This is a genomic window from Rhodopirellula sp. UH5 (assembly GCF_056839225.1).
In genome coordinates this window covers 5,633,937-5,660,636 of sequence record NZ_CM166390.1, presented here as the reverse complement: position 1 = coordinate 5,660,636, position 26,700 = coordinate 5,633,937, and the positions used below count along the sequence as shown (strand labels likewise).

Genomic DNA, 26,700 nt, shown 5'->3' with positions numbered 1-26,700 from the left:
TGGAAGAGCACTGCTGGTTGTGGGACCGTTTCGATGTAGCCGGATTCGCCAAGAATTCGGAAGGGCGACAATCAGGGACATCCGAATTCTGGCGAATCCGGCTACGGGTGGGGCGAATCCGGCGACGAATGGCGGCGGATCGGGGCGCAGCCACCTACGTCAGGATTTCTTCGACGACTCGGCTTTGTTTGACTCCGGTGAGGCGCTGGTTGAGGCCTTTGAAGGGGTAGACCATCGTCTCGTGGTGGAAGCCGAGCAGGTGCAGCATCGTGGCATGGAAATCTCGCAGGTGCACGGACTCGGTCGCTGCGGTGTAGCCGACCGCATCGGTCTCGCCATAGGTGAACCCCGGTTTGACGCCGCCGCCGGCCATCCACATCGTGAACGCCTCGGGGCTGTGATCGCGACCGTGGAACGCCATCGTGGTTCCGCCTCGGTTCTCTCGCATCGGCGTGCGTCCGAACTCGCCGCCCCAGACGACCAGCGTGTCTTCCAGCATCCCACGCTGCTTCAAATCAGCCAGCAACGCCGCAATGGGCTTGTCCGTTTGCTTGCACTTGTCCGGCAAACCGTGCTCGAGCGACTCGCTGCGGTTGGACCCGTGCGTGTCCCAGCCCCAATCGAACAACTGCACAAAGCGGACGCCTTCTTCGACCAAACGTCGCGCGAGCAAGCAGTTGTTGGCAAACGATTCTTTGCCAGGTTCGGCGCCGTAGCTCTCGAGGGTCTCGGCGGTTTCTTGCGACAGGTCCATCGCTTCGGGAGCAGCCACCTGCATCCGATAGGCCATCTCGTACTGAGCGATCCGGGTGACCGTTTCCGGGTCGCCGTACTGCTGCAGCGACTCTTGATTGAGTGCCGCCAGAGCATCCAACACCTGGCGTCGTTCTTGCCGCGAAACGCCTTCGGGGTTGGCGACATTCAGAACCGGATCGCCTTTGGATCGACACTGCACGCCTTGATAGACCGATGGCAAAAAACCGGATCCCCAAAGAGCCTTGCCCACCCGAGGCAAACGACCGCCGGACAACAGCACGATGAATCCGGGCAGGTCTTCGTTCTCGCTGCCCAGGCCGTACGTGACCCAGGAACCGATCGACGGCGATCCCATCGGTGCCGCGCCGGTGTGCACCATCAACTGAGCCGGTCCGTGATTGAACTGGTCCGTCTTGACCGTTTTCAAGAAACACAGGTCGTCGACTTGCTTGGCCAGGTGCGGCATCAACTCCGAGACCCACGCCCCGGACTCGCCGTGTTGCTGGAAATCATACTGGGGCCCTAGCATCCGTGGCGTGCCGTTGATGAAAGCGAATCGCTTGCCCTCCAAGAACGACTGCGGGCATTCCATGCCATCGAGTGCTTTTAGGTCCGGTTTGTAGTCAAACAACTCCAACTGGCTGGGGGCACCGACCATGTGCAAGTAGATCACTCGCTTGACCTTGGCTGGTTGAGGCGGCACGAGTGGACTGAGCGGGTTGGTGGCGTCGTGCTGGGGATCAAAACCATGTTGCAGCGACGGATTGGCATGCGCAGCATTTCGGCCCGCTTGCTGAGTCGCCAAGTAAATGGCGCCGAGGCCAGCGGCCGAATCGGTCAAAAATTGCCGACGACTGGTTTGCAACAACGACTGACGAAAAAGTTCTTGAGAGATTGTTTCGCGATGCATCTTATTTGCTCATGATTTCGTCGAGGTTCAACAACGCAGACGCGACCGCTTCGTAGGCGTCTTGCTCTTGTTCGGACGGTTGCTTGGCTTGCTCGTACAGAGTCACCAAGATTTTCTGTTCCGCGGCCGTCGGCGACCGGGAAGTCACCAACTGAAAACCTTTCGTCAAACGTTCTTCCAAAGTTCCATCCATGGCTTCGACTTTCTTGGCCAACGCTTGCATGCACTCCACGAAGGTGACATCGTTGAGTGTTGTCAGGGCTTGCAGCGGCGTGTTGGATCGAAGCCGGCGCGGTGTGCAGAACTCACGCGAAGGAGCGTCGAACGCAGCAAACATCGGATAAGGAATGCTGCGTTTGGTGTAGGTGTAAATCGAACGACGGTAGCGATCCGGGTTGCCGACCTCGGGCGTGTTCCATTTGTCGCCGCCTTGGAATGGTTTCCAAACGCCGTCAGGAATCGGCGGATGAACGGGAGCCCCATGCACTTCTGGCGAAAGCAATCCGGACACAAACAAGGCTTGATCGCGAACCATTTCGGCGGGCATGCGGAAACGAGGCCCGCGAGACAACCATCGGTTCTGTGGATCGACCAAGTCTGATTTCGGATCGATGACGGCGTCTTGCCGGTAGGTGCTCGACAACACAATCGATCGAATCAATTGCTTCCAGCTCCAGTCGTATTCGGTTTGGAACTTGATCGCCAAGTGGTCCAGCAACTCTGGATGCGTTGGACGCTCGCCGCTGGAACCAAAGTCTTCCTCGGTCGGCACCAATCCCATTCCGAACAACCGAGCCCAGACGCGGTTGACGGTCACGCGAGCGGTCAGCGGGTTGCTCGGATCCACCAACCACTTGGCCAGATCCATTCGGTTGAAGGGTCCATCGCCGGCAATGGGTGGCATGGAATCCGGCACATTCGGCTGGACGACTTGATCCTTTGTCAGGAACAAACCGCGAATGAACACGTGGCTGGGACGAGCCAAATGCTCGGGGCGTTCCATCATGATTGGAATGCGGACCGAAGCGATCTTCCGTCGTTCGCCGGAAATCCGTGACAGTTCGGCTCGCTCATCTGACAAGTCTTTGTCGGTCCACGCCAGCAAAGCCTTCTCGTCCGAGCACACATCAACGCTGCCGCGACGGACGACCAAGGGAAAGGCCCCCAACGCTTGTTGTCGACAACTCATGTCGAGTTTGAGCTTCGCACCTCCAGGGACTTCGATTGGTTCCTTCAACAAGAACACGGCCACACGAGGATGGTGAATACGAGTGAAGGCAGCGAACCCGTCGCTGTTCTTTGGATCCATGCTGGACCGAGGATGCTTCAGCGGCTCGGGCTCATCCGCGACGACGTGCGAGAACTCAACCTGGATCTCTTCGTCATCGTCCCCGACCAAGACCGCATTCAAATGCGACAGCACAAATCCCCACTCGGAATCTGCCAGTGCGGTTTTAGGATTGCGAGGCAGCAGCGTCAAACGGATGGCGGTGAGCTTGTCGGCTGATTCGGGCATCTCGCACTCCAGCGAAATAGTCGTGCCGTTGGACAGCGTGTCGATCGTGTAGAACTCCGTCCGCCCGTTGCGTTCTTCGACGTCGACCTTGGTTTGCTTGGTGGCCGAGGCGGTCATGGAGTCGATGTGCTTCCAGTCCAACTCGTTCTCGCTGACCGCTTCGAATTCCTGGTGCCAGATCGATTGCTGGAGCGAACGAATTTGACGATCGAGATCAGAGGCACGTTCTTCGTCTTCCTTGGCCAGCGGCACGGACAACAACGGTTCTTCACCACTCAAGTCACAATCGACCGAGTTGTTGAAGAACGCCATGAACTCGTAGAACTCATCGTGCTCGATCGGGTCATACGGGTGACTGTGACACTGGACGCAGCCAAACGTGATGCCTTGCCAGGTTTGCCAGACGGTGCTGACGCGATCCATCACCGCGTTGATGCGGAACTCTTCGTCGTCCGTGCCACCTTCTTCGTTGGTCTGAGTCAAACGACTGGCGGTGGTGGCCAAGCGATCGCTGATCGAAGGATCAGGCAACAAGTCACCCGCAATTTGCTTGATCGTGAACTCGTCAAACGGGATGTCGTTGTTGAACGCATCGATCACCCAGTCGCGATACTTCCACGCGTTACGGCGTCCATCCAATCCCAAGCCGCGGCTATCGGCGTAGCGAATTTGATCCAGCCACACCGAGGCCCAGCGTTCGCCATAGCCGGATGACTTCAATAGCTCATCCACCTTCTCAGAGTAGGCCGCGTCACCACGTGCTGTCGCAGCGTCCTGGAAGCGTTCGACTTCCTCCAGCGTCGGTGGCACACCGGTCAGGTCCAACGTGACTCGCCTGAGCCATTGGTGAGGAGGGGCATCAGCGGCGGGTTGAATCCCTTTCTCTTCGAGCGACTTGCGAACGAATCGATCGATGGTTTGGCGGCAGGCGTCCGGGTCGGCGACCTCGGGAACCTTTGGTGCCACCGGCGGTTCGTAGCCCCAGGATTGTTTCCACTGGGCCCCTTCCTCGATCCAGGTTTTCAGCAGGGCAATCTTTTCTTCGGACAGTGGTGCCCCATGTTCGGGTGGCGGCATGACCTCCGATTCGTCCTCCGACAGAATCCGATCGATCATGTAGGAACCATCGACGTCGCCCGGCTCGATCACGGCCAGCGCGCTATCGCGATGAATGAATGACAGATCGCCCGCCTGCTTGACCCCGCCATGGCAGGCCACGCAGTGCTCGTTCAAGATCGGCTGAATGTCGACGGCAAAGTCGACCGCGTGCGAAGTCGCCCCGCCTCCCACTGCCAACGCGAGTATCGTCGTGACAAGGCGACCAATCTGAGAGCGTAGCGTCATGAATGAATGATCAAGAAGTGTGTGCCGACGAGCAAGACATGGTCGCGCCACCTAGGAAGCAAGCGGGATGGCCGGACGCGAGGAGCGAGATCGAAACGACTCACGCTCCATCAACCGATCGTCCCCTCGCTACACAACGGAACGCTCCGCCAAGAAACCGTCTCGCATAAACAGGGAAGATGCTTCCCCACAATAAGCGGACTCTGCCCATCCAGCAAATCGGTCAACCACGCCAAAGCCAGCAAAACGACGGTGAAAACGCAAAACGCCCGTCATATCGAAAGATACAACGGGCGTCCACGTTTTGAAGAAAACGCAAAGTTGAGCAAGAACGAAGACACCAAGTCAAAACTCTTGATCAATCACCTCTCTTGCACCACGGGTCCCAAGTGACCCCCACAATCCGTAGGGGCTGGCCGATCCCGGTGGGTTGCTACTTTCCTCCGAAGCGTTGCGATGCCAGACGGTTTCCGCCCGGCTGTTCCCGGCTTCGATCGAGTCGGTGATGAACTTCACCGCCCCATCGGCCATCAACACGTGCACGCCACCTTGGTGCCGGCTGCTGGCGGTCGTGATGCCTTCCGTGCCGTGGTTTCCCCCCAAGCAAACTTCGCTGTTGGGCGGAAGGATGCACAGGAATTGAGAATAGAGCGGGCGAAAATCAGCCCAGCGTCCGCCACGTGTTGTGGCCCCACCACTGGTCGTCGTGCCAGCCAACCAGAACCCCGGACGAGCAGGATCGATCAGAGCATTGTCTTCGCAAGTCTTGGGATTGCCCATGATGCCGTTGCCCCACTGGCCACCGTGACCGCCGTTGTTCAGCGCGGCTGCCGAGCGGATGTCTCGGTCGCCCAAGTCCGTGACGATTTCGCCGCACATGATCGTGTTGGAAGTCCCATCGAGAATGTCTCGGAACATCGTGTTGCCGCGGGGAACAAAGACGCCGCGCAAGTTCGCCCGGCATTGGCGGACCAAATAGGTTTCATCCTGGTATCGCCATCGGCCTTGCCCGCCAGCGAAATGCGAAGCACCGATCTGAGTTCGGCTGGTCGCATCGCCCACGCAAGCCGCGTAGTTGCTGCGTCCGACGGTCGGCAGTCCCCGACCGGGATCGCTGGGGCAACGGTACGTCGGCACATCCGTTCGCCAAGGTTCGTAGCGGACCGCGTAGGGTGCCGGCCCCATGGCGGGCCAAGTTCGATCCGCTTCGTCAGTGAGTGGATTGGAGATGTGTTCCCACATCCCTTGCTGCTCAATGAACGGGAGGATACCGACCGAATAGCTCAACATGTGCCGGCTGAATCCAACGGGAGGAGCGGGTGCAATCCCGTGATCATCCCCCAACGACCAAGAATCATTGCTTTCGTTGGTGGCCCCAGTGCCGTGCATGGGCAATTGGCTGAAGGCCGCGTGATAGTTATGAACCCCCAAGCCAATTTGCTTGAAATTGTTGCCGCAACTCATTCGACGAGCCGCTTCGCGAGCGGCTTGCACCGCTGGCAACAGCAGCCCGACCAACACACCGATGATGGCGATCACCACCAACAACTCAACCAAAGTGAAACCGCCGTGCTGACGATTCCTGTGGCCACTCCACAGACGTGGAAGCCGGCTTCCGCTTCTTTGAATGAACATTTCACCGAACTCGTAAAAAGGAGAAAAGAATGAGCGCTGGCGACAATGAAGGCGGACAGCGTGAGATCCCGGTGAGGATTTGCAGGTTGGAACGGCCCCCTGCTGTGGATGCAGACCGCCCAGATCAAGGAGCCAGTTTCTCGGCTTCCTCGGCGGCCTCCGCTTCGGCGTTTTCCATCGCTGCGTCGTAGGCCGCGAACGCGTCCTCATCTTCACTGATCACCGTGGGTTTCGCTTCGCAGCCAACCCACATGCCAACCAGCAACAACGCCAACCAAGACTTGCCGAACAACGAAGCGACTTTCATCGTCCCTACCAATCACAACCGAGAGAACGGAGACGCAGGCACACAACGGGGCGTTCCGCCTCACTGCGCGCCAACAACGAGCCTGAGAACAACATCGCCACTGATGGTGGGGGATCCTCGCCGCGAAGTCAAACTCGATCGGAACGACTCTTTTCATGTCATCAAAAGTGGCGCAGCATTCGCTTGGGGTCCGTCAAACCCCGCAGGTCAACCATTGACTCGCTGTCTTACCCACGAACGCGTCAAGATAGGTAGCAATCGAAAACTTCGCGGGCGTGAACATCCACTCAAGAAAATCGCCCAAAAAATTTTCTTTCAAGGACTTTTGGGCGAAACCTTTTCAGCCAACGCGTGAACCAGGAGGTTCCCGGGCGTTTTCGGCCCCATCGCTGCAAGGGACATCCATTTCTTCAGTAGGCCGGATCAAGCATGAGGCTGGGCGTTGCCCTGGGCTGACATAGGGCTGCCCCGTTGGGGCGAAGTCGCAGTCGGCCAAGCCCCCCCATCACAACCCGACGCGTGAGCGAGGGACGCCCCCAACTCCCACGACGGCCCCATCCGGGGCGAAACCCAGACGCCAGCCACCATTTATTTTCGAACATCCCTTGGGGCGAAGTCGCAGAATAAACTTGGCATCCGCAATCAGAGCGTCAATGGTGACGGTTTGTTGACTCAGTTCTCAACGACGTTTCAGCGCATGCAGGATGGGCACTCTTGCCTTTTTATATACCCCACATCTTTTGGGAGCCGCTTGCGTTGGGAAACCAGGCGTTGTGAAGCCAAACATCCCTTGTCCAAGAACTATTAGTGTTCGAGATGTGGGGTTCAAAAAGGCACTCTTGCCCGTCAGAGTCGGCCAAGACCACCCATCACAACCCGACGCGTGAGCGAGGGACGCCCCCAACTCCCACGACGGCCCCATCCGGGGCGACCGTTTGTTTTCCGGCATCGGTCTCTCGGGGCTTCCACCCCGAGCTAAGCACGACGGCCCCATCCGGGGCGAAACCCAGACGCCAGCCACCATTTATTTTCGAACATCCCTTGGGGCGAAGTCGTGGAATAAAACCTGCGTCGTCCAAAGCGGCGTCAAGAAAGCCGCACGGGCTACCAAGGCGGGCAGTCAGCGCATGAAAAAACGCCAAGGCAACCAGCATGACTTGCTGGTTGCCTTGGCGTGATGTGTTGTCGAGTGCCGCTGAAGACGGCGACAATCAAAGATCAGGAGCCGACCTTGGCTTTGGTGCGAGCTTCCCGCAGACCACGGCTGAGGATGTCACGCAACATGGGCGAGTAATCCTCGTACTTGCTCTCGTCTGGTGCACCGCTGCTGAACTGATAGATCGCATCGCGTGGTTTCACACCCAAGGCGATCAGCGTGCTGCTGACCGTGGCGTAGTCGCCGTTGCGAATGACCATGCTGGGACGACCTTGCCCGACCGGTGAACGAGCGAAGACTTTGCTGGCCACGGCCAGAAACTTCACCGGTGAGTCCAGCGTTTGCAGGGTCAGAAGGCGGCGAGCCAATTGCACGCGACCGTCATCCGGGTCGTTCAAGTTGCGAGCCCCGATGATGTTCAGGCCCTCCTGCAACTCGACGACTTCTTGACGTTCGTCGGCGTGAATCGCAAAACCAGCCTTGGCATCCGCCAAGATGATGTTGCAACCCTCGTAACGATTCTTCGCGAATTCAGCGTGGGCTTTTTCCAGTGCACGACGAGACGACGTGCAACGCAATAAGTCCATCGCCAACTGGCCACGAGACCGTTGACCGAACAAGGGCGTCGCGGTGGCGCGGTTGGTCAAACCAACAAACAACCCGTTTTGATTTACCCCCAACCAAGTTCCACCGGCCTTTTGGTCGATCCCACACAAAACGCGTGGTTTACCGGATTGGATGGACGGCGTTTGGCTCGGGCGGTCCACATACTCCTCGCGGTTGGCCGCAACGAGGATGGGACTTTCGGGAACCAAACGGTACTGAACAGCAAGCAAGCACATCTGGGAGACATCCAACTTTCAAAGATCGGTGATTTCCAGTCTCACGCACGTGATCTCTCGCCGATTGATCGGGGACCCCCCGGCGAGCCTGGTGCGATACACGTGGGAACAATGTAGCCACGCGAAATCCGCCACCACACCCCCGCCTGGGTGGTTTCGTAGATATTTCTCAGATCTGGCGCGGAAGACAACCGGTCAGGGAAGATCGGCCGAAACCGATGTTCTTTGCCGTTTAGGCAGCCTATTTCGGGCCCGGGCGAGCCAGCGAGCCCGAAATCAGAGGGTCCAAGCTCAGGCTTTTCGTGCTGCGATTTCAGCCTTCATGAATTCCAGACCCTCTTTCGCGAGCGTCAGTTCGTCGGTGAACATCTTCCGCCAAATCTTGGTGGCGGCCGCGATTTCCGGCAGAGCCAGCCCGAAAGCTTCGATGGTCAGGTAGCCGTCGTAGCCTGATTTGGCGATCGCGTCGAAGTTCTCTTTCCAGTTCACGCCGCCCTTGCCAGGTGTGCTGCGATCATTTTCGCTGATGTGAATGTGGAACAACTTGTCGCCGCCGGCCAAGACCGCTTCGGTGACCGATTTTTCTTCGATGTTGCTGTGGAAGGTGTCGTACATGATCCCGCAGGACGGATGATCGACTTCGCGAGCGAAACGGGCTGAGTCGCCATGGCAGTTCAGCAGGTAGCACTCGAAACGGTTGAGGGCTTCGATGCCCAATTTCACGCCAACGGTCTCGGCGTACTCGGCAGTCGCTCGCATCGATTCGACGCCCCACTTCCACTCGTCATCGGTTGGCCCAGCGCCGCTGAACAACCCGATCGCCGAGTGATACGGTCCGACCAAAATTTCAATGCCGGCGGCGGCACAGCAATCCAACGTCTTTTTGTTGAGCTCAACGCCTTTGGCGCGGACCGCGGCATCTGGCGAGATCGGGTTGTCTTCTTCGCCGCGAATCGTCACGGCGGTGCGTCCCAGCCCGAGCTCATCCAGATGTTTGCCAATCTTGGCGTAGTCCAGGTCGAGGTTGAACATTGGCAATTCAACGCTGTCGTATCCGAGTCCTTTGAGCTGCTCGCAAACAGGCAACATTTCCTCGGTGACTTCGCCGGACCACAACAGCAGGTTCATGCCGTACTTCATGATGTTCTTCTCTACAGAGTTCTCGAAAGGGGAATTTCAACGCGGTTTCGCGTCAGCGGGATTGGCTGGGGAAGCCAGCGTCAGCTCAGGATAAGCCATCGGGCGACCTCCAGGGGCGAGCAGACGTGCGTGATGAAGTCGCACCTCTCGGCGGGCTTTCGGCAGCCAATCGCGGACGGCGGTGGGCAACGCCAGCAACCCAACTCGGGCCATGACCTGGTTCAACCGCATCAGCAGTGTGTCGTCGTTCAAGTAATCGTACAAGAACCGGGTGGACGCGAACCGCTGCAGCGTCGAGGGGATTTTGTCGGTCGATTTGCCCGTGATTTTCTGAACCGCAAGCGAGATTTCGTCCAAGGGGACTTCCTCGAACAACGCGTAGTACCGCTCGCCAATCTCCGGTCGGTCCTCGATCAGATTCGAATCCAACAGCATCTCGATCAGAATGTGACCGACGAAACTGGGGCGAAAACCGGCATCACCCGGCAACAGGTCTCGCAACTGCACGGCGAATTCCAGGTTCATCCGGGCGAACGTCTCGCCCCCGTGAAACCAGTGGTCGTCATCCACGTGTGCCAGCACCCCGCGAGCGACTTGTTGAAGCACCGGATCGGCGTCGTCGACAAACGGAGCCGCCAATCGTCCGCGGGCTCGGATCTTACGATCGATCACCGACAAAAAATCGGGGATGCCCGTGGAAACCGCCATCACAGGATGTTCCAGGTAAGGGATGGCGTGACACAGAAAGTTCATGGGCAGATCTTCATCGATCAGCAAGAGAATGCGAACGTCGTCTCAAACAAATGACGTTGGGATGTGAGTTCAGAACAGCCCGGAAAAGAGTGTCAGGTACCTTTTGCCGGAACGGCCCGGTGGGTGCTTCGCACAAAAGGTACCTGACACCTTTTTCCCCGCTCATTGCTGTGGGATGGTCAACGCGTTGCGCTGCCCGTCCCATCTGGGGGCAACGACGCCGAGTGCCATTGTCCCAACCACTGCATCATCGACCACCGCAGGTCGGACTGGTGCTTGGCGATCGCGTCGTTCAACCGGTCCGCCAGTCGAGCGTTCTCTTTCTTCAGCCACAACCGGATCAGCGTGTCCTCGGCCAGGTTGCCAAGCTCTTCCGCCGCGTCGCCACCCAGCTTGCTGATCCGTTCCACGTTGAAACGATCCATTCGCACATTGGCCTTTGCCACGTGCACATCCAACTGAATCGCGGGAGGCACCTCGCTGTAATCGGCGGACATTCCGATCACAAACTGGCACTCCAGGTTCACTTCCATCGTGCCATCCACGCTGATGCTGAACGCCTGCAAGCCGAGATTCCAACGTTCCAAACGAGTGTGAAATTTGGCAGGCGTCCGCACGACCGCGTCAACCAACCAACCGGGATTGCCGGCCGGCGTGGTCGAAGGCACCACGGACCGAATCGTCAGCGGTGACTGAGCGAGCGGAACCTGGGCGAGCGTCGAATCAGCCAGCATCCCCGCAGGGTCGAGGGGCAGGGTGGAGGGCCAAGCCAACGCGGAAAACAGTCCGGTGTCAGCGGGCAAGCTGAGGTCATGCTCGGTCCTCCCCGAGGGAGGGTGAAGTGCCGGTTCGGCTGTTGAGATGGGGCGTTGGAGCTCAGCGAGTTCCGGCAAAGAAATGTCATAGCGGACCCAACGCCCGTGGCGGACATCGCGACGGCGACGATTGGTTTTCAGCTTCCAACCCTCGCGGCGGACTTTGACGCCCGCCCAAACCGATTTGGTGTTGCCCCAATCGTCGTCGCCATCGAAATGATCTGGCACATGCTGGAGCAGTTGATCAGCCAACCATTGCACGGATTGACGAGCCTGATCCGGCGTCATCGCGAAACTGGTTGCTGGCGGCAACGCTGCCGCGATGCTGGAACGCTCTCCCGCAACCGGCCAGCTGTTCGCCGGCGCGGTCAGCGGAACCTGTCCGCTGCATCGCGCCCAATTTCCAATGCCATCCGATGGCTCGACCGCCGACTCAGCAAGAGCGACGGCCATCACCATCGCGTGAATCAGCGATACACGACGCAGAAGTAAACGCCATCGCGACCACGCGCCATCGCGGCACCTGCCACTCGCATGTTGGGATCGCTGGTGTAACAAGCCGAGACTCCGGCGGGCGTGTGGGAACTGCTCCACCCAACGCCTTCATAGCGTCCGGGGGCAAACGATCCCGACGGATGAGTTTTCAAACCCGTCGACGCCATCAACTGAGCGCGTCGTTCCGCGACCGCTTGCAATTGCGGATCATACGCAAGACCACGCAGTCCCTGTCGAGACCGTTGTGCGTTCAAAGTCGACAAGACGCTCGAAACCGCGCCACCCACGCGATGCGAATGAGCCGCTGAATGCGAGACCGGCGTCACCGCAGGCTGGCTCGTTTGGTGAATCACCTGGCCATGCTGGATCGCAGGGCGATGCGAAACCACTTGGCTGCCATGAATCGTTTGGCCGACGTGAACAGGCTGGCTGGCGTGAACGGGTTGGCTGGTGTGAAACACTTGCGTTCCATCCACAACCGGGCTCCCCTGGTGAACCATTTGGCTGTGTTGCACGGGCTGCCCATGTTGCACCGGACTTCCCACCGAAACAGATCGGCTGGAAACCGGTGAATGCGTCACCACGCTTCGATTCTGACCGCAATTGGTGCAGCCAGATCCGGTGGGGAGCGTCGTCCCCTGAACCACTCTGCCATTGGCAGCGTGGGCTTCTGTCGAGGTCGCCAACACCGAACCGCAGGTGAGCCCACCGATCGCGATCAACGCTGGCAGGTGAGGCACAAACAACCGAGGCACGAAACCTTGTGCAAGTTTGGCCAACGGGTTCCGTCCAGAGAAACGAGACGCTTCAAACAATCGAGACATTCGACACTCCTAGAGAAAAGGAGCCGGTGGAGCCATTCCATGGTCCAAGAACAAGTCACATCCGTGTGCAGCACCGGCGAGATTCCGTCGCCGCGAACCATTGCGATTCCCCGCATCGCGAAAAGCCCCTTTCTGGCAAAAAGTGCTTTTCATCGCGGCTTGCGCTAACGGAGAACGACGGAAGTCACCATCCGTTCACCACTTAGAAATGAAGCGATCGCCCGAAGAAGTTTCCAAGGTCTTTCGGGTGAGGCCAGGCCACCTGTCAAACTGGGCAAACCTGCCGCACTGAAAAGCAGGCCGGACCAAGGCTTCTAGCTTCTAGCTTCTAGCTTCTAGCTTCTAGCTTCTAGCTTCTAGCTTCTAGCTTCTAGCTCGTACTCGTGCTCGTGCTCGTGCTCGTGCTCGTGCTCGTGCTCGTGCTCGTGCTCGCGCTCGCGCTTAACTAGAAGGTGCCAGCCACCTTCCAAAGTCCTCTGCCATCAACTGTTCCGTCGGGCAGCCTTCCACCGCCAAGCCTCATCGCAAACAAGTCCACTTTCAACCATTCGCGTCACACTGTTCGACGACACCAACCAGTCACGCAAACATTTGGGGACAAATGTTCTACTCTGAAAGGACATTCAGCCCCCCGCGACTAGAAGGTGCCAGCCACCTTCTCAACCCTTTAAGAACCCCGCCCGACGAAGTTGGGAGGGGTCGGAAAGCGAGCGTTCAGCGAGATTTCCGGGGGAGGGCAGTGCGCCGTTTCCCATCCCCGGCCCTCACCCTCGCGTACGCCTGAACGGCGTCGCTCGACCGCTCCCCAAACTGCGTTTCAGGAGAGGTGCGCCGTATGAAAACCCGCCGAAAAGCGGTCTCAAAAATCGACACGATCTCTCCTGCCACGAGGGGGAACTCGTGCCTAGAAGGTACGCAGGTGTCATCGGGTATGTGAGCCGCTGGCGTTAGCCACGGTTTTCACGCACAACCGGGGCTAACGCCCAAACGGCTCACATGGTTGTGCTTGATCACTCCTGCCGACCTGCCTAGAAGGTGCCAGCCACCTTCCAAAGTCCTCTGTCATCAACCGTTCCGTCGGGCAGCCTTCCAACGCCAAGCCTCATCGCAAACAAGTCCACTTTCAACCGTTCGCGTCACACTGTTCGACGACACCAACCAATCACGCAAACATTTGGGGACAAATGTTCTACTCTGAAAGGACATCCCGCCCCAACTCACGCCACCTTCTTGCCGCCGGGGGCTCGCAGGTCGAACAGACCGAAGATCTCGTCGCGTGACAGTCCACCGGCCTGGGACAACGGTCCCGACTTCGCCGGGCCATCGCCCGCGGCGTTCTTGGACGCATCGCGTTGATCCGCGAACAGCATGTCAAACATCTCGCGTTTCTGATCGAGCACCGCCGCGATGCGTTGCTCGATCGTGTTGACCGCCATCATTCGCGTGACCGTCACGCTGCCAGCCGCTCCAATGCGGTGGGCTCGATTGATCGCTTGATCCTCAATCGCGGGGTTCCACCACCGATCAAACAAAAACACGTACCGGCAAAACTGCAGGTTCAAGCCCACACTGCCGGCGCCATAGCTCATCAAAATGATGTGGCTGTTGGGATCGTTTTTGAATTGCTCGATCACGCCTTCGCGTTTCTTGTGCGGGATCTTGCCGTGGTATTCCAGCGGTCCAAACCGTTCCAGCGTGGGACGCATCTTGTCGATCGTCTTGGTCCACTGACTGAACAGGATCGCCTTCTGGCCGCTGGCAGCGACCTCTTCCATGTCCGCTTCGAGTCGCTGCAATTTGGCGCTGGAATTGGTCACCGGATCGAAGTTGCAAATCTGCTTGAGCCGCAACACCAACTCGAACACGTGTTGCACGGTCAGAGACTCTTCCAGTTCCTCCAGATGAACCACGCCTTCCTTCTCAGCGGTGTCGTAGCGAGCCCATTGTTCGGGCGTCAGATCAATGTCTGCGTCGCGATAAAGTTTGGGCGGCATGTCTTCGAGCACCATGTCTTTGGTGCGTCGCAAGATATAGTCCCCCGCCATGCTCGCCATCTGCGACATCGGCATGCCGGTTTGCAAGTACCCCGGTGAGAGAAAGTCAAAGATGCCGACCAAATCATCGGGCGAGTTTTCGACGGGCGTTCCGGTCAGAGCCCACGACCTGGTTCGCGGGATGGCGCGAACGATTTCGCTGGTCGAGTTGTTGATGTTCTTGATCCGCTGGGCTTCGTCGAGCGCCACCAAGTCAAAGTGCAGACCGCCCTCGAGCACGATCTCTTTGTCTCGCATCAACAATTCATAATTGGCAATCTTCACCGGCACATTGGGCTCGCGCCACTGGAACTCGCGCTTGGCCGCGTTGCCTTCGATTGCGACCACAGGGATCTCCGGCGCCCAAACGCTGAACTCGCGCAGCCAATTGCTGACCAACGGCTTGGGGCAAACCAACAACACGTTGCGGAGTTCGCCGCTGCACAACAACATCCGCATCGTGCTGATCGCTTGCATGGTTTTGCCCAGCCCCATCTCATCGGCCAGCACACAGGCATACCGAGGAAACAGGAACGCGATCCCATCGAGCTGATAGGGAAACGGTTCGAACGGAAAGTTCAATTGCCCGCTGCCGACCAGCAAATCCAACGGCGGTTGCAACAGGTAATACAACCGGTCCTGCAACTTCACGATGTCATTGGGCGGCTTGATCCGCGAACGCTTGCCCATCGATTTGCGACGCTTTTTGAAACCTTCGTCCTCGGTTTCGGATTCGCCTTTTCCCTCGGGACCGATGGAACCGGCCACAGCCTGCGTGGGTTTCTCCGCTGGCTTGGGAATCCAAGACGCCGACTCGGGGAACAAGAATCCCGTTGTCTTGGCGACCAGCGGCGGCAATTTGATCGGCACGCGCATCGGTTGCAGTGCCGGCAACGTCCACTCGTTTGTTTCCAACTCAAAAGCCGTCGCGGCATCCCAACTGTTGGTACCGTCGATCTCACACTGCATCGTGGGACGCGGTGCCGAAGCCACTGCCGAATCGGCCGCTGGCGGCGCTGCGTCAGTCGTCAGCATCGAGGGCGCCGACGTCCTGGATGCGTGCGGCGAATCCTCTGCAACCGGAGACGATTTTCGGAACCACACTACGCCGCCCTCGCGATTTGGGACTGAGCCTCTCGGATCGCTTCTCGAATCCGCTCGAAAGGTTCCATCACATCGGGGAAGTCACCCATCTGCTGCGTGACTTGTTCGGCGGCTTCCATTTGTTCCATCGCCACCAGAACCGATGCCCCGCGAACTTTCATGGCGCAATGCCCGTTGGGTTCTCGCGCGACGTAGGCCTTGCCATCGTTTTCCGGCGTGGCGACAAACCCGATCGTGCAACTGGCATCCGCCATCTGCAGGGACTCCGTTTGCTCACACATCAACATGGAGATCGGTGTGCGACATTTCTTCAAGAGCGTGGGTCCGATGACGTCACAGATCAGGTGTTGACGCAGCGTGTTGCCAAACAAGATTTCGTGAGCCTTGGTTGGACGCAGCGGCAACGTGCACTGGAACTCCAGAGGCCGACCGCCTCCGTTGAGGACGAGCAATCCGCCCGTCCAACCGGTGCGTTCTTGTTGAACGATCGTGAAATAACCAAGCGTCGCAGGTGCCAATTTCGACTCCATCGTGGATTCGATCAGATGTTTGATTGGGGTAGGTCATCAAAGTTTCGCGGGCGAACGGACGCAATCGACATGCGGGTGTCAACTGCGTCCGCCCACTCGACGAATGGACGATCGATCACGTCCCGGCTGGGTCGACGAACGAGCCCGGTGCATCTGCGGAAGATGCCCCCGACTCGTTCGTCCCAGGACGAATCGATCGTTGAGTCAAGAAAACAACGGCCTGAACCGTTTTGCGGTCTGAAAAAGCGAATGGGGAGGTCATCACCGTGGCGAAAGTCGTCAAGACTTTCGGGATTTCTTCGAGCGAGTCGAAACTCTTGACGAATTTCGCCCCCCGAACCATTTGCCGTCACGGCCTTCTAGCGTCGCGTCAGCTGGTTCCCTTGCGAAGCCAATTGGAGATGGCCATACAGCGTCTGGTCTTTTCGAACGAGGTAGAACTTGGCCTTCGAACCGCGGCGGATGTTGGGTTGGTCAAGAATCTCGGCCAAGTCTTCCAGCCCGGCGGTTTGCCACACGTGAATCCCCAGCAGAACGTCGCCCGCCGTGATCCCTTGTTCGCTCGCTGCGGAACCGGCCCGCACATCGGTGACGATCAAACCGCCGCGGTAATTGGTTTGCAATCGCGAATTCATGCGATGCACAAACGACTTCCCAGCAGGTCGGACAGAGACACCCACGACTTGCCATGCAAGTGCGGCAGCTGGGTCACCAAATTCTTGCGACGAAACCGCGGTCGCCAATTGCGTTTGAAAGAACTCGCCCTCGCGTTCGAATTCGACCTGCATCGGATCCCCTGGCCCAACTTCTAGCACTGACAACGCGTAGTTGAGTGGATCCGCGATGTCTTGCTGGTTGATGCGTACCAAGCGATCGCCTGTCTGCAGGCCAGCCTGTTGTGCCGAACCACCGTCGGACAATCGTGTCACCTGCAATCCACCACGCGAGACGGCCGATCCATCCATTCCGATCACCATCCGGCGATCGTTGTGGCGGTTGATCATCTCGGTCACGGTGTCGAGCACCTGATCAATTGGAATGGCAAACGCAATCTGTTGAGCACCGACGCGAACGGCAACGTTCACACCGATCATTTCACCATCGATGTTCAGCAGTGGACCGCCGGAGTTGCCGGGGTTGATGCCGGCACTGGTTTGAATCAGATCGCGGTACTGCTGTGTCTCGTTGACCGGCACATCGCGGTGAAGAGCACTGATGATGCCTTCGGTGCTGGTGTGGACATAGCCAAACGCATTGCCGATGGCGATGACCGTTTCACCGATCATCAAATCATCGCTGTGACCACGTGGGATCGTTGGAAACGGGCCTTGGCCTCGCAATTTCACCAACGCCAGATCGCTTTGTGGATCCGAGGCGATCAAATCAGCGCGGGTGGCTTCGCCGTTGTGCAATGTCACGTTGAGTTCGTTGACGTCTTCGACCACATGGTAATTTGTGATCACATAACCACGCGGATCGATCACGACCCCTGTGCCCATGCCGTTGACTTGGCGAAACGAATCGGGCGCCCCACCAGCCATGCTGGCCGCGGTGGTGCGAATCGTCTTTTGACCGTGCAAATTCACCACCGAAGGCGAAGCACGACGAATCGCCGTCACCGTGGGCGTTTCACGCAACGATCGCGATGACCGACCGGTCGATCGCACGTCCCGTACGCTTGCGTCGCTGGAGCGAAAGCTGGTCGCCGTCACGCTCTGCAAGTCATCGGCTGACACCGAATCATCGCTGCCGACGCCGACGGTCAATCCCGCCAGCAACCCCATCGACAGCAACACACCCATGGATGGGGAACGATGCACCGACACGTCGTGACGTGAAGGCGAATGTTTTAGAAACCAACGCATGCAATCCCCGCACTCACGCAATCAAGCGGAAGTCATTGAAACAACCGGAACAACACGCCGCCAAGGCAGCATCTTGCTCCTGTGATGTCACCTGCCCGATCCGACAAAGCGGAACCAGGCGGAGTGACCGGTACGAGGGTTACCATCGGACATCGCCGCAAGGTCGCTTGATCAGTGACAGACCGCGCCGCAAGGTTTGCCAAACTTGACAATTGGCAGAAAATCCAAGATTTGATTGAAGCCGCCAACTCGCATCCCCAGGGCGACTTTCCCCCCACACCCCACCGAAGTCGTGCAGTTTTCAAATGCGGTGTTCGCAATGCCTTGAGAACCCCGCCCGCGCAGGAGGTCGTGCAGTTTACAAGCACCGTGTTGCCAAGCGTTTATGATCACCCTCCCTTGGGACGTTCGAAAAATAAATGGTGGCGGGCGTCTGGGTATCGCCCCGGATGGGGCCGTCGTGGGAGCTGGGGCGTCCCTCGCTCACGCGTCGGGTTGTGATTGGTGGTTGCTGCAGAAATCTGCCGAAAAGCGGCACCAGAAAACTGCCCGACCTCCAACGACGGAGGAAACCCAATGATCGAGGAGACTCAATTGTCGAGAAAACTCAGGGGCCCATCGGGCGGCACCACGCCCAACCGGCGTTGCCGATCGGTCAGTTCAGAGGGCGACGCTTTGGTGATCGGAAGAACCACCTGGGGCAGTTCTCCCAACGTTTTGCCGGGATTGGCATCCAACCAAGCGTTCTCGAACAACTTCAACTGTCGGCGCAGTGGCGGTGAATTGGGTGTCAACTCGACCGCTTTCCGCTGCGTCACAATCGCGGAGGGCAGATCGCCCACCGCGTAGTAACAACGGCCGCACGTGTCCAACAAAGCCTCACTGCCAGGACTCATCTCCAGCGACTCGATGCTGCGCTGGAGAGCTTTGTCGTAGTCGCCTTCGGTGTTGCTGACCAACCAAGCGTATTGGTTGTAAAAATTTGCCAGCAACAAATCGCGAATCGCGGTTTGCCGCCCGGGACGACCGTTGCCGGTCTCGCGAAACGTCTGCCGCGTTTCTTCGATGTCGTCGTCGATTTCCGTCAACACAGATTCGATCTGGCTGATCACGTCGTCCTTCCACGCCTCGTTCCAGTCCATCCGATACATCGCGATCAGAATGTCGATGTTCTCGGGATTCATTGAGAAGGCGGACTGCATTCGTTCGCTCGCTGCCGCATGGTCCTCGCGGTTGGCGAGGTCCAAACCGGCTTGAAAATCCAGGTGGCTGCGGAGCGAGGAGTAATCAAAGTCATGAGCCATCAGCTTGTGCCGAAAGTCATCGTCCTTCTCCATTCGTTCCACCAGCGGCTGCAACAAAGCGACCACTTCGCCCGGCTGCTGCAGCTCGGCCAAGTGTTCCGCGAGCTCCCACCGCGCCGTCGCGGAAGACACATCGTGCAGCGGCAACTCATCGATCAGTTTGCGATACTCATCTTCCGCCCAATCGGACAACCCGCGATCGATCAGGTCCGCTGCGATGCGAAGATGAGCTTCCGCATGGCTCTCCAACAAAACGGGGTGCAGCGGGGGCTGCCCGGATCCTTCCGAGTTCGCAACCGGATTCAGCTCCAACGCCTGTTGGGCTCGCTCAGCCGCCAACGCCGGTTGCCCCGATTCCAACAAAGCCTCCGCTGAGGCATACATCAAAGAAGGCGACTTTTCGAACAACGATTGGTGCTTGGCGTGAGCCGCGGTGATGACGTCAAACAATTTGTGATCGATTGCCCACAACGCCGCGTCGGTCAACTCCCGTGTGCGTGGCGGAATGACATCGATGTGTCGCGAGAGAAATCGTGACGCATCGTCGACTTGGCCCAGCACCCGAGCTCGTTCCGCGTTCAACCATGTCAGCCGAAACATTTCGTTGCCGCTGATCATCGCTCCGGGAGCAATCCTCCCCCGAGCCACGTCCTGCGACGACGCACCGTCATCGATGTCCCAGCTGGATTCCATCTCCTCAATCAGCTTGTTCCAGCCATCGGCTTCAAAGCGTCCCGATTCCAACTCCTTGGCGTATTGCCTCATCCACAATCCGCTGAACTGAGTGTCCTTGGCAAACACCTGCTGCAGATGCGTCACCATCAGCGATCGATCGTGGGAACTCAGCCCCAGCCAATTCTCGTTTTCCGAGTTCGGTACGTCTTCTGAATTGGGGGCATCCGAAGCGGCATCTTCGCTGGCGTTTTCAGGGGCCCATTCGGAACGCAACTCCAACGTGGCCCGGACCGGTTGTGCGAGCAACGCCATTGCGGCGAAACGGCTGAGCGTGGGCTCGGCTTCGTAACGCGTCAAACGAACGAGCGCCGGGAACGATTCCATCGTGGGCAGCGAAGCCAGTTCGCCAATGCGTTGCCGACGAGACATCACGGAACGCGACCCGTACTCATGCAAGATCTCCTGCACGACTGGCGAGTCCGTGTTGACCGACCAAGGCACCTCGACACCGCTGGTCAGTTTGCGAGCCACAATCGCAATTTCGCTGTCGGGATGCTTGCGGGCTTCTCGCAACGCGTCGAACGCGGCCAAACCAATTCGTGACAAACGTTGACGACAGCGAACTCGCGTGGCGTAACTCTGTGATCCCAGCCCTTCGATCAACGCTGCAATTTCGTCATCATCGACGACCGGCAGGGTGCGAAGCCATTCGCTGTCCGCCATCGCAGCAGGGCTCATCAATGCCCCCCCGCCCGGGAGCGATATCCCAGCCAACGGGCCAAGAAGAACGCTCAGAACCAAGCAGCCAAACGCCTTTTTCGCGGGCTGGGAGAAGAGATTTTGGATTCGCATCGTTAGGACTTCGTATGAACGAGAGAACCGGTCCAAAAAAATTGCACTCCGAATTGTAGCAACCTGGGACGACCACACGTGATTCTCACCGGTGACTTTCCCCAGCGAACGCCCGACTTCGAATCCAAGGCGTCAACGTTTTGTTTGATTCCCCCGGTGCAGACAACTAAGCTGAAACGGTCTGTTGTTGAACCATCCGCTCTTCTGTCACAGGGTCCCCGTCTCGATGAAGATTCGCCTTGCCTCGCCGCTTTTCCTTTTCGCCTTGGCGATTGGCTTTTTGAGCACCACCCAGACCAGCACCGCCTCCGCCCAATCTGCTGTGCTGGCGGAAATTTATGGCCGAGGTGTTCACGCCTACAACGCTGGAAACTACAGCAAAGCCTACGAACTGCTTTCGATGGCGATCGACAACAACATCCGTGACCCGCGGGCGTATTACTTCCGCGGACTGGCCGCCAGCGCCAACGGAATGGGCTACGCCGAAGGCGATTGGCAAATGGGTGCGGAACTGGAAGCACGCGGCGGCGACGCTCGCTCGATCGGCCGCGCCCTGTCTCGCATTCAAGGCTCTCAGCGTCTGAAACTCGAAGACATTCGCGAAAAAGCTCGTTTGCAAGCACTCGCGACCGGAGCCGCTCGTTCGACCATCCGTGCCAATGAATTGTCAGCCCAGGGCGGTCAGCCCGCAGCTGCTTCCGGAGCCCCTGCGATGCAACGTGGTGCCACGCCACCACCGGCCCCCGCCTCCGATGACAATCCCTTCGCCGACGATCTGGCAGGCGAAGCTCCCGTGGTGGAATCCAACGACGCCCTCGAAGGCGCGATGGACAACCCATTGGCTACTGAAGCGGCTCCCGCCGACGCCCCCGCTGCTCCCGCCGATGGTGGTGCCAGCCCGTTTGAAGGTGGGGCAGCTCCTGACGATCCATTCGCCCCCGCCGGAAACGACGACCCGTTTGCTCCCGCTGGTGGTGGTGACGATCCGTTCAGCGGATTTTGATTTTGAAAGCGTTCGCGTCTGGAACGTGAGCCTTTCCTCCCCCAGATTCGTTGTTCCCACAGCGATTCAGTGACCTTAAAGTGTGTTCCTTCGAGCACCTTTCCTCCCAACGGTCGCGAATCCTGTGTCTCCCACCATCGAATCCATTTGCCAATCCCTGTCCTCCATCGCTCCGTTGAAGCTGGCGGAGGAATGGGACAACGTGGGTCTGCTGCTGGGAGACCGCTCCGCGGAAGCCCACCGGATCCTGACCTGTTTGACGATCACTCCCGCGGTGGTCGAAGAAGCAACCGAATTGGCGGCGAACTTGATCGTCGCCCACCATCCGCTGCCGTTCAAACCGATGAGCCGGATCACAACCGATTCCGCCGCGTCAGCGATGGTCTGGAATCTGTGTCGAGCCGGAATCGCGGTCTACAGTGCTCACACCGCCTACGATTCAGCGCACAAAGGCATCAATGAGCAGTGGGCAAACCGCCTCGGGCTGACCTCGATCACCCCCCTGACGCCGTCCATCGAAGACCACACGGTCGGTACGGGCCGCTACGGCGAGCTCCCTGAGCCGATGACGGCGAGAGAGTTTTTGGCCTTTGCCGCAAAATCATGTGGCTCCACCCGGCCTCGTTTGGTGGGTGATTTTGAACGTCCTCTCCGACGAGTTGCGATCGGCTGCGGCAGCGGAGGTTCGTTCGTCGGTGCCGCTCGGCGACGCGGATGCGATGTTCTGCTCACCGGGGAAGCCACGCTGCACACGTGTTTGGAGGCGAAAAACACGGGATTAACGATGGCTTTGGTCGGTCATCACGCCAGCGAACGCTTCGCCATGGAAACGCTGGCCGAACAGCTTCTGCGAGAGATCCAGCCGCTGCACGAAACCTTTGCCGGCAATCAAGACCCGTCGACTCCGGATCCCACGGGCAATTGGGTCCGTAGTAGCCAACGCGAACAAGATCCGATCGCAGTTGACCCAATTTCCCTGAACCCGTAACGTTGGAAGTTGGCATGGTTTACGTAAGCCGCACGCTTTCACCCCCCAATCGCACTGATTTGATCTTTTATGTCCATCCTGGAACGTCTTTGGGACCTCCTTGGCCTCGTCTTCGGTAGCACGTTTGAGCGTGTCGGCAGCCTGGCCACCAGTGTGTTTGGGTCCGCCAATGCCCGGCAAGTCGCGAAACTACAAGAATCCGCCGACCGAATCACGGCGATGGAATCCAAGTACGCGGCGCTGTCGGACGACGAGCTTCGTGAACAAACCAAATTGTTTCGCAAACGCCTCCGCGAAGGCGAAACCCTCGACGACATCATGGAAGAAGCCTTCGCCGTCTGTCGCGAAGGCGGCAAACGATTCCTGGGCATGCGCCACTACGACGTCCAGTTGATCGGCGGCATGGTGCTGCACTCCGGCGCGATCGGTGAAATGGTCACCGGGGAAGGCAAAACCCTGGTCGCCACCTTGCCCGCTTACCTCAACGCGCTCGAAGCCAAGGGCGTTCACGTCATCACGGTCAACGATTACTTGGCCCGCCGTGACATGGAGTGGATGGCGCCGCTGTACATGAATCTCGGCCTGACCGTCGACGCCATCCAATCCGGAATGTCGACCAGCGAAAAACAAGCCGCTTACCAGTGCGACATCACGTACGGAACCAACAACGAATTTGGTTTCGATTACCTGCGTGACAACATGCGTCCAGCCGCCAAGGGCGATGACCGCTTCCCCAGCGAAGTGCAACAATGCCAAGGCCCGCTGAACTACGCCATCATCGACGAAGTGGACAACATTCTGATCGATGAAGCTCGGACACCACTGATCATCAGCGGTCCCGCCGACTTGGATCTGGGACGTTATGGCGAAGCCGACCGGGTCGCTCGGCAACTGAAAAAAGAAGAGCACTTCACCGTCGACGAAAAACAACACAACGTCACCCTGACCGACGAAGGCGTTCGCGCGGCCGAAGAATTGGCCGGTGTCGAGAGTTTCTACACCGCGGGCAACATGGAATGGCCGCACCTGATCGACAACGCTCTGAAAGCACACTTCCTGTACAAATTGGACGTCAATTACGTCGTCAAAGACAAACAGGTTGTCATCGTCGATGAATTCACCGGTCGTTTGATGGACGGTCGCCAATGGAGCGATGGCTTGCACCAAGCCGTCGAAGCCAAAGAAGGCGTGCCGATCAAACAGGAAACGCAAACCTTCGCCACCGCTTCCCTTCAGAACATCTTCAAGATGTACAAGAAGCTGTCCGGGATGACCGGGACGGCGATGACGGAAGCGGACGAGTTCTGGAAAATCTACAAACTCGATGTGGTCGCGATTCCCACGCACCGCGGAATGCAACGGATCGAACACCCCGACCTGATTTACTTGACCGAAAAGGACAAGTTCAATGCTATCGCTGACGACGTCGAACGCACCCACAAGTGGGACGTTCTGGTTCTGAAAGACGGCACGGAAATTTGGGGACACATCAAATCTGAGACGGATTCGGCTGTCGAATTGCTCCCCAAAGGCGAGAAGCAAACCGAGTCGTTCCCACGCGAAAAAGTGGTTGCGATCGAGCGGGCCGGTCGGCCGGTCCTGGTCGGTACCGTCAGCATCGAAAAGAGCGAACGCCTCTCAGCACTGCTCGAGCGCCGCGGCATCAAACACGACGTGTTGAACGCCAAGCAACACGGCCGGGAAGCGGACATTGTCTCGCAAGCCGGTCGCATCGGCGCCGTCACCATCGCCACGAACATGGCCGGTCGCGGTACCGACATTATTCTCGGTGGTAATCCAGAAACTCTCGCCTGGTCGCAACTGCAACACCAGTACGCGACTCGACTGGAAGTGCCAGACGCCGAGTGGAAAGCGCTGGTGGACGAAATTGACGAACGCGAAAACATGAGTGCCGAGGGCAAGATCGTTCGCGAAATCGGTGGCTTGTACGTGCTCGGCACCGAACGTCACGAATCACGCCGAATTGACTTGCAGCTTCGCGGTCGTTGTGGTCGTCAAGGCGACCCCGGTGGCAGCCGATTCTTCTTGTCTCTCGAAGACGACCTGATGCGGATCTTTGCTGGCGACTTCGTCAAAAGCATGATGGAACGCATGGGCATGAAAGAGGGCGAAGCGATCGAATCATCGCTGGTCACCCGCCGGATCGCTGCGGCTCAAAAGAAGGTCGAAGAACGCAACTTCGAAATTCGAAAGAGCTTGCTTGAGTACGACGAAGTGATGGACGAACAACGCAAACGCGTCTATCGCTATCGCCAAAACCTGCTCGACGGACACAGCTCTCGCGAAATGTTGTTGACGTTGATTCACAACGAGATTCAATCGCACGTCGACACGTTCCTGGATCCCAATTACGGCGTGGACACCTTTGCCTCGTTCGCCGGCGGAAAGTTGGGTTGCCAACTGGACGCACGCGATTTCCAGAACATGGATTTCGAGATGGCGGACACCTACGCAAAGGATCAAGCCGAACGTGCTTCCGAAGTCACGGTCGGGGAAGCGGTGGAAGAGAACCTTCCCGAAACGATGGAAGACGAGTGGAACTGGAAGGCGATGGCCACCTGGGCCAACACGCGCCTGAACACGAACTACCAAGACCATCAGCTGAAGAACAAAGACCGCGAAGAGATGATCGACGAATTGATCGCTCACTCGCACAAACAAATCGAAGAGACGGATCTGTCCGAAGGTGAACCCTTGCTGGAAGCCGACTACGGCCTCCGTGTGCTGTGCGCTTGGATGCGACACAAATTTGGCATCGAAACCACTCCGGAAGAATTCCGCGATGTCGAAGATCGTCGCCAGGTCACCGAAGAACTCAACCGTCGCGCCGAAGCCGCCTACACCGAGAAGGAAGCCGAGTACCCGGTCCTGACCGGCATCTCGCGATTCACCGACAAACAGGGCGCCCAAGTCTCGCTCGACCGCGAAGGTCTGGTCGACTGGGTTCACGGTCGTTTCAACCACGAACTCAGCGTCGATGAGGTCAAACTCAATCGGGACGACCTGAAGGTTCAGCTGATTCAGTACAGCAAACAAACCGCCAGTGCCTCGGGTGCAATGCTCGAACAAGCGGCTGCCAAAGTCCAAGATTTGTTCGGCAAAGCCGATGATGACGTGACCGCGACACTCGCCAGCGGCCAGTCCGGCAAGTTGGAATCCTTGGCAACTTGGTTGCAAGAAGAACTTGGCAATCGCAACACCGCCGAAGACCTCTCGCGGATGAATCGTGCGGAGCTGACTTTGGCCGTCAACGGTGCTGTCGACGACAAGTTCCACCCCGAAATGCGTCGGATGGAACGTCAGATTTTGCTGAACATCGTCGACGACTCGTGGAAAAACCACTTGCTGACGATGGACCACTTGCGAAGCAGCGTTGGCCTGAAGGGCTACGCCCAAATGGACCCCAAGGTCGAATACAAACGCGAGGGCATGCGTCTGTTCGAATCCATGTGGGATTCGATTGGCGAACGTGTGACGGACCTGATCTTCCGCATGGAGTCTTTCAATGATGACTTCATTCGCAGCACCTGGGTCGACGCGAGAACACGTCACGACGACGCTCACGAAGCTGGCCGTTCGGCTCAACAAGCCGCCCAAATGGAGTCCAACACCGCCGCTCAACGAGCCGCCGCGGGAAGCGAAGGCCGAGCCGAGGGCAGCGTCGACACCGTTCGAGTCGAAGAACCTCGTATCGGTCGCAACTCGCCTTGCCCCTGTGGCAGCGGCAAGAAGTACAAAAGTTGCTGCATGCGTCGCGACGGCTGATCAAACAAGTGGCATAGGCTTCCAAGCAGGTACGCAGGTGTCATCGGGTATGTGAGCCGCTGGCGTT

The 26,700-nt window shown here is 58.3% G+C and carries 15 protein-coding genes and 1 pseudogene; 3 read left to right on the top strand and 13 right to left on the bottom strand.

Annotated elements, in window-relative coordinates; genetic code table 11:
* Nucleotides 1-154: 154 nt before the first annotated feature.
* The 13 genes and pseudogenes from UH5x_RS20070 to UH5x_RS20010 all read right to left on the bottom strand — a co-directional run bounded on the left by UH5x_RS20070 (nt 155) and on the right by UH5x_RS20010 (nt 20,856).
* Nucleotides 155-1,666, bottom strand: a complete 1,512-nt coding sequence (locus UH5x_RS20070; RefSeq protein WP_047815237.1) for a DUF1501 domain-containing protein — start codon at nt 1,664-1,666, stop codon at nt 155-157.
* 1 nt (nt 1,667) lies between these two features.
* Entirely contained in the window at nt 1,668-4,526 is a 2,859-nt protein-coding gene (locus UH5x_RS20065; protein WP_482633461.1) for a PSD1 and planctomycete cytochrome C domain-containing protein, read from the bottom strand.
* A 345-nt stretch (nt 4,527-4,871) separates the two neighbouring features.
* Nucleotides 4,872-6,161 carry a DUF1559 family PulG-like putative transporter gene (locus UH5x_RS20060; protein WP_482633460.1) on the bottom strand — a complete coding sequence of 430 codons (1,290 nt, stop codon included), beginning with the start codon at nt 6,159-6,161 and terminating at the stop codon, nt 4,872-4,874.
* A gap of 124 nt (nt 6,162-6,285) precedes the next feature.
* Nucleotides 6,286-6,468 (bottom strand): hypothetical protein, encoded by a 183-nt coding sequence (locus tag UH5x_RS20055; protein WP_047815240.1) that lies wholly within the window; start codon nt 6,466-6,468, stop codon nt 6,286-6,288.
* 1,218 nt (nt 6,469-7,686) lie between these two features.
* Nucleotides 7,687-8,466 (bottom strand): NRDE family protein, encoded by a 780-nt coding sequence (locus UH5x_RS20050; protein ID WP_007328055.1) that lies wholly within the window; start codon nt 8,464-8,466, stop codon nt 7,687-7,689.
* Nucleotides 8,467-8,757: 291 nt separating this feature from the next.
* Nucleotides 8,758-9,606 (bottom strand): sugar phosphate isomerase/epimerase family protein, encoded by an 849-nt coding sequence (locus UH5x_RS20045; protein WP_047814832.1) that lies wholly within the window; start codon nt 9,604-9,606, stop codon nt 8,758-8,760.
* Between the two features lie 36 nt (nt 9,607-9,642).
* Complete coding sequence (locus UH5x_RS20040) at nt 9,643-10,359, bottom strand: hypothetical protein (RefSeq protein ID WP_047814870.1); 717 nt, start codon at nt 10,357-10,359, stop codon at nt 9,643-9,645.
* Between the two features lie 179 nt (nt 10,360-10,538).
* A complete protein-coding gene (locus tag UH5x_RS20035) occupies nt 10,539-11,633 on the bottom strand; it encodes a hypothetical protein (protein WP_482633459.1) in 1,095 nt (364 codons plus the stop codon).
* A gap of 8 nt (nt 11,634-11,641) precedes the next feature.
* Nucleotides 11,642-12,493 (bottom strand): CAP domain-containing protein, encoded by an 852-nt coding sequence (locus tag UH5x_RS20030; protein WP_482633458.1) that lies wholly within the window; start codon nt 12,491-12,493, stop codon nt 11,642-11,644.
* Nucleotides 12,494-13,710: 1,217 nt separating this feature from the next.
* Nucleotides 13,711-15,561: a DEAD/DEAH box helicase gene (locus tag UH5x_RS20025; protein WP_482633457.1), complete on the bottom strand. Its 1,851-nt coding sequence runs from the start codon at nt 15,559-15,561 to the stop codon at nt 13,711-13,713.
* A 68-nt stretch (nt 15,562-15,629) separates the two neighbouring features.
* A pseudogene (locus UH5x_RS20020) lies at nt 15,630-16,224 on the bottom strand (hypothetical protein).
* Nucleotides 16,225-16,519: 295 nt separating this feature from the next.
* The gene (locus tag UH5x_RS20015) at nt 16,520-17,962 is read right to left on the bottom strand and encodes a trypsin-like peptidase domain-containing protein (protein WP_047814879.1); all 1,443 of its coding nucleotides are present in this window, start codon (nt 17,960-17,962) and stop codon (nt 16,520-16,522) included.
* A gap of 653 nt (nt 17,963-18,615) precedes the next feature.
* Nucleotides 18,616-20,856 (bottom strand): tetratricopeptide repeat protein, encoded by a 2,241-nt coding sequence (locus UH5x_RS20010; protein WP_482633456.1) that lies wholly within the window; start codon nt 20,854-20,856, stop codon nt 18,616-18,618.
* 226 nt (nt 20,857-21,082) lie between these two features.
* Here UH5x_RS20010 and UH5x_RS20005 point away from each other — a divergent pair, with 226 nt between their 5' ends.
* The 3 genes from UH5x_RS20005 to secA all read left to right on the top strand — a co-directional run bounded on the left by UH5x_RS20005 (nt 21,083) and on the right by secA (nt 26,633).
* Entirely contained in the window at nt 21,083-21,859 is a 777-nt protein-coding gene (locus tag UH5x_RS20005; protein WP_047814136.1) for a hypothetical protein, read from the top strand.
* A gap of 124 nt (nt 21,860-21,983) precedes the next feature.
* The gene (locus UH5x_RS20000) at nt 21,984-22,847 is read left to right on the top strand and encodes a Nif3-like dinuclear metal center hexameric protein (RefSeq protein ID WP_047814137.1); all 864 of its coding nucleotides are present in this window, start codon (nt 21,984-21,986) and stop codon (nt 22,845-22,847) included.
* Between the two features lie 69 nt (nt 22,848-22,916).
* Entirely contained in the window at nt 22,917-26,633 is a 3,717-nt protein-coding gene (gene secA / locus UH5x_RS19995) for a preprotein translocase subunit SecA (RefSeq protein WP_482633455.1), read from the top strand.
* The last annotated feature ends 67 nt before the right edge of the window (nt 26,634-26,700 follow it).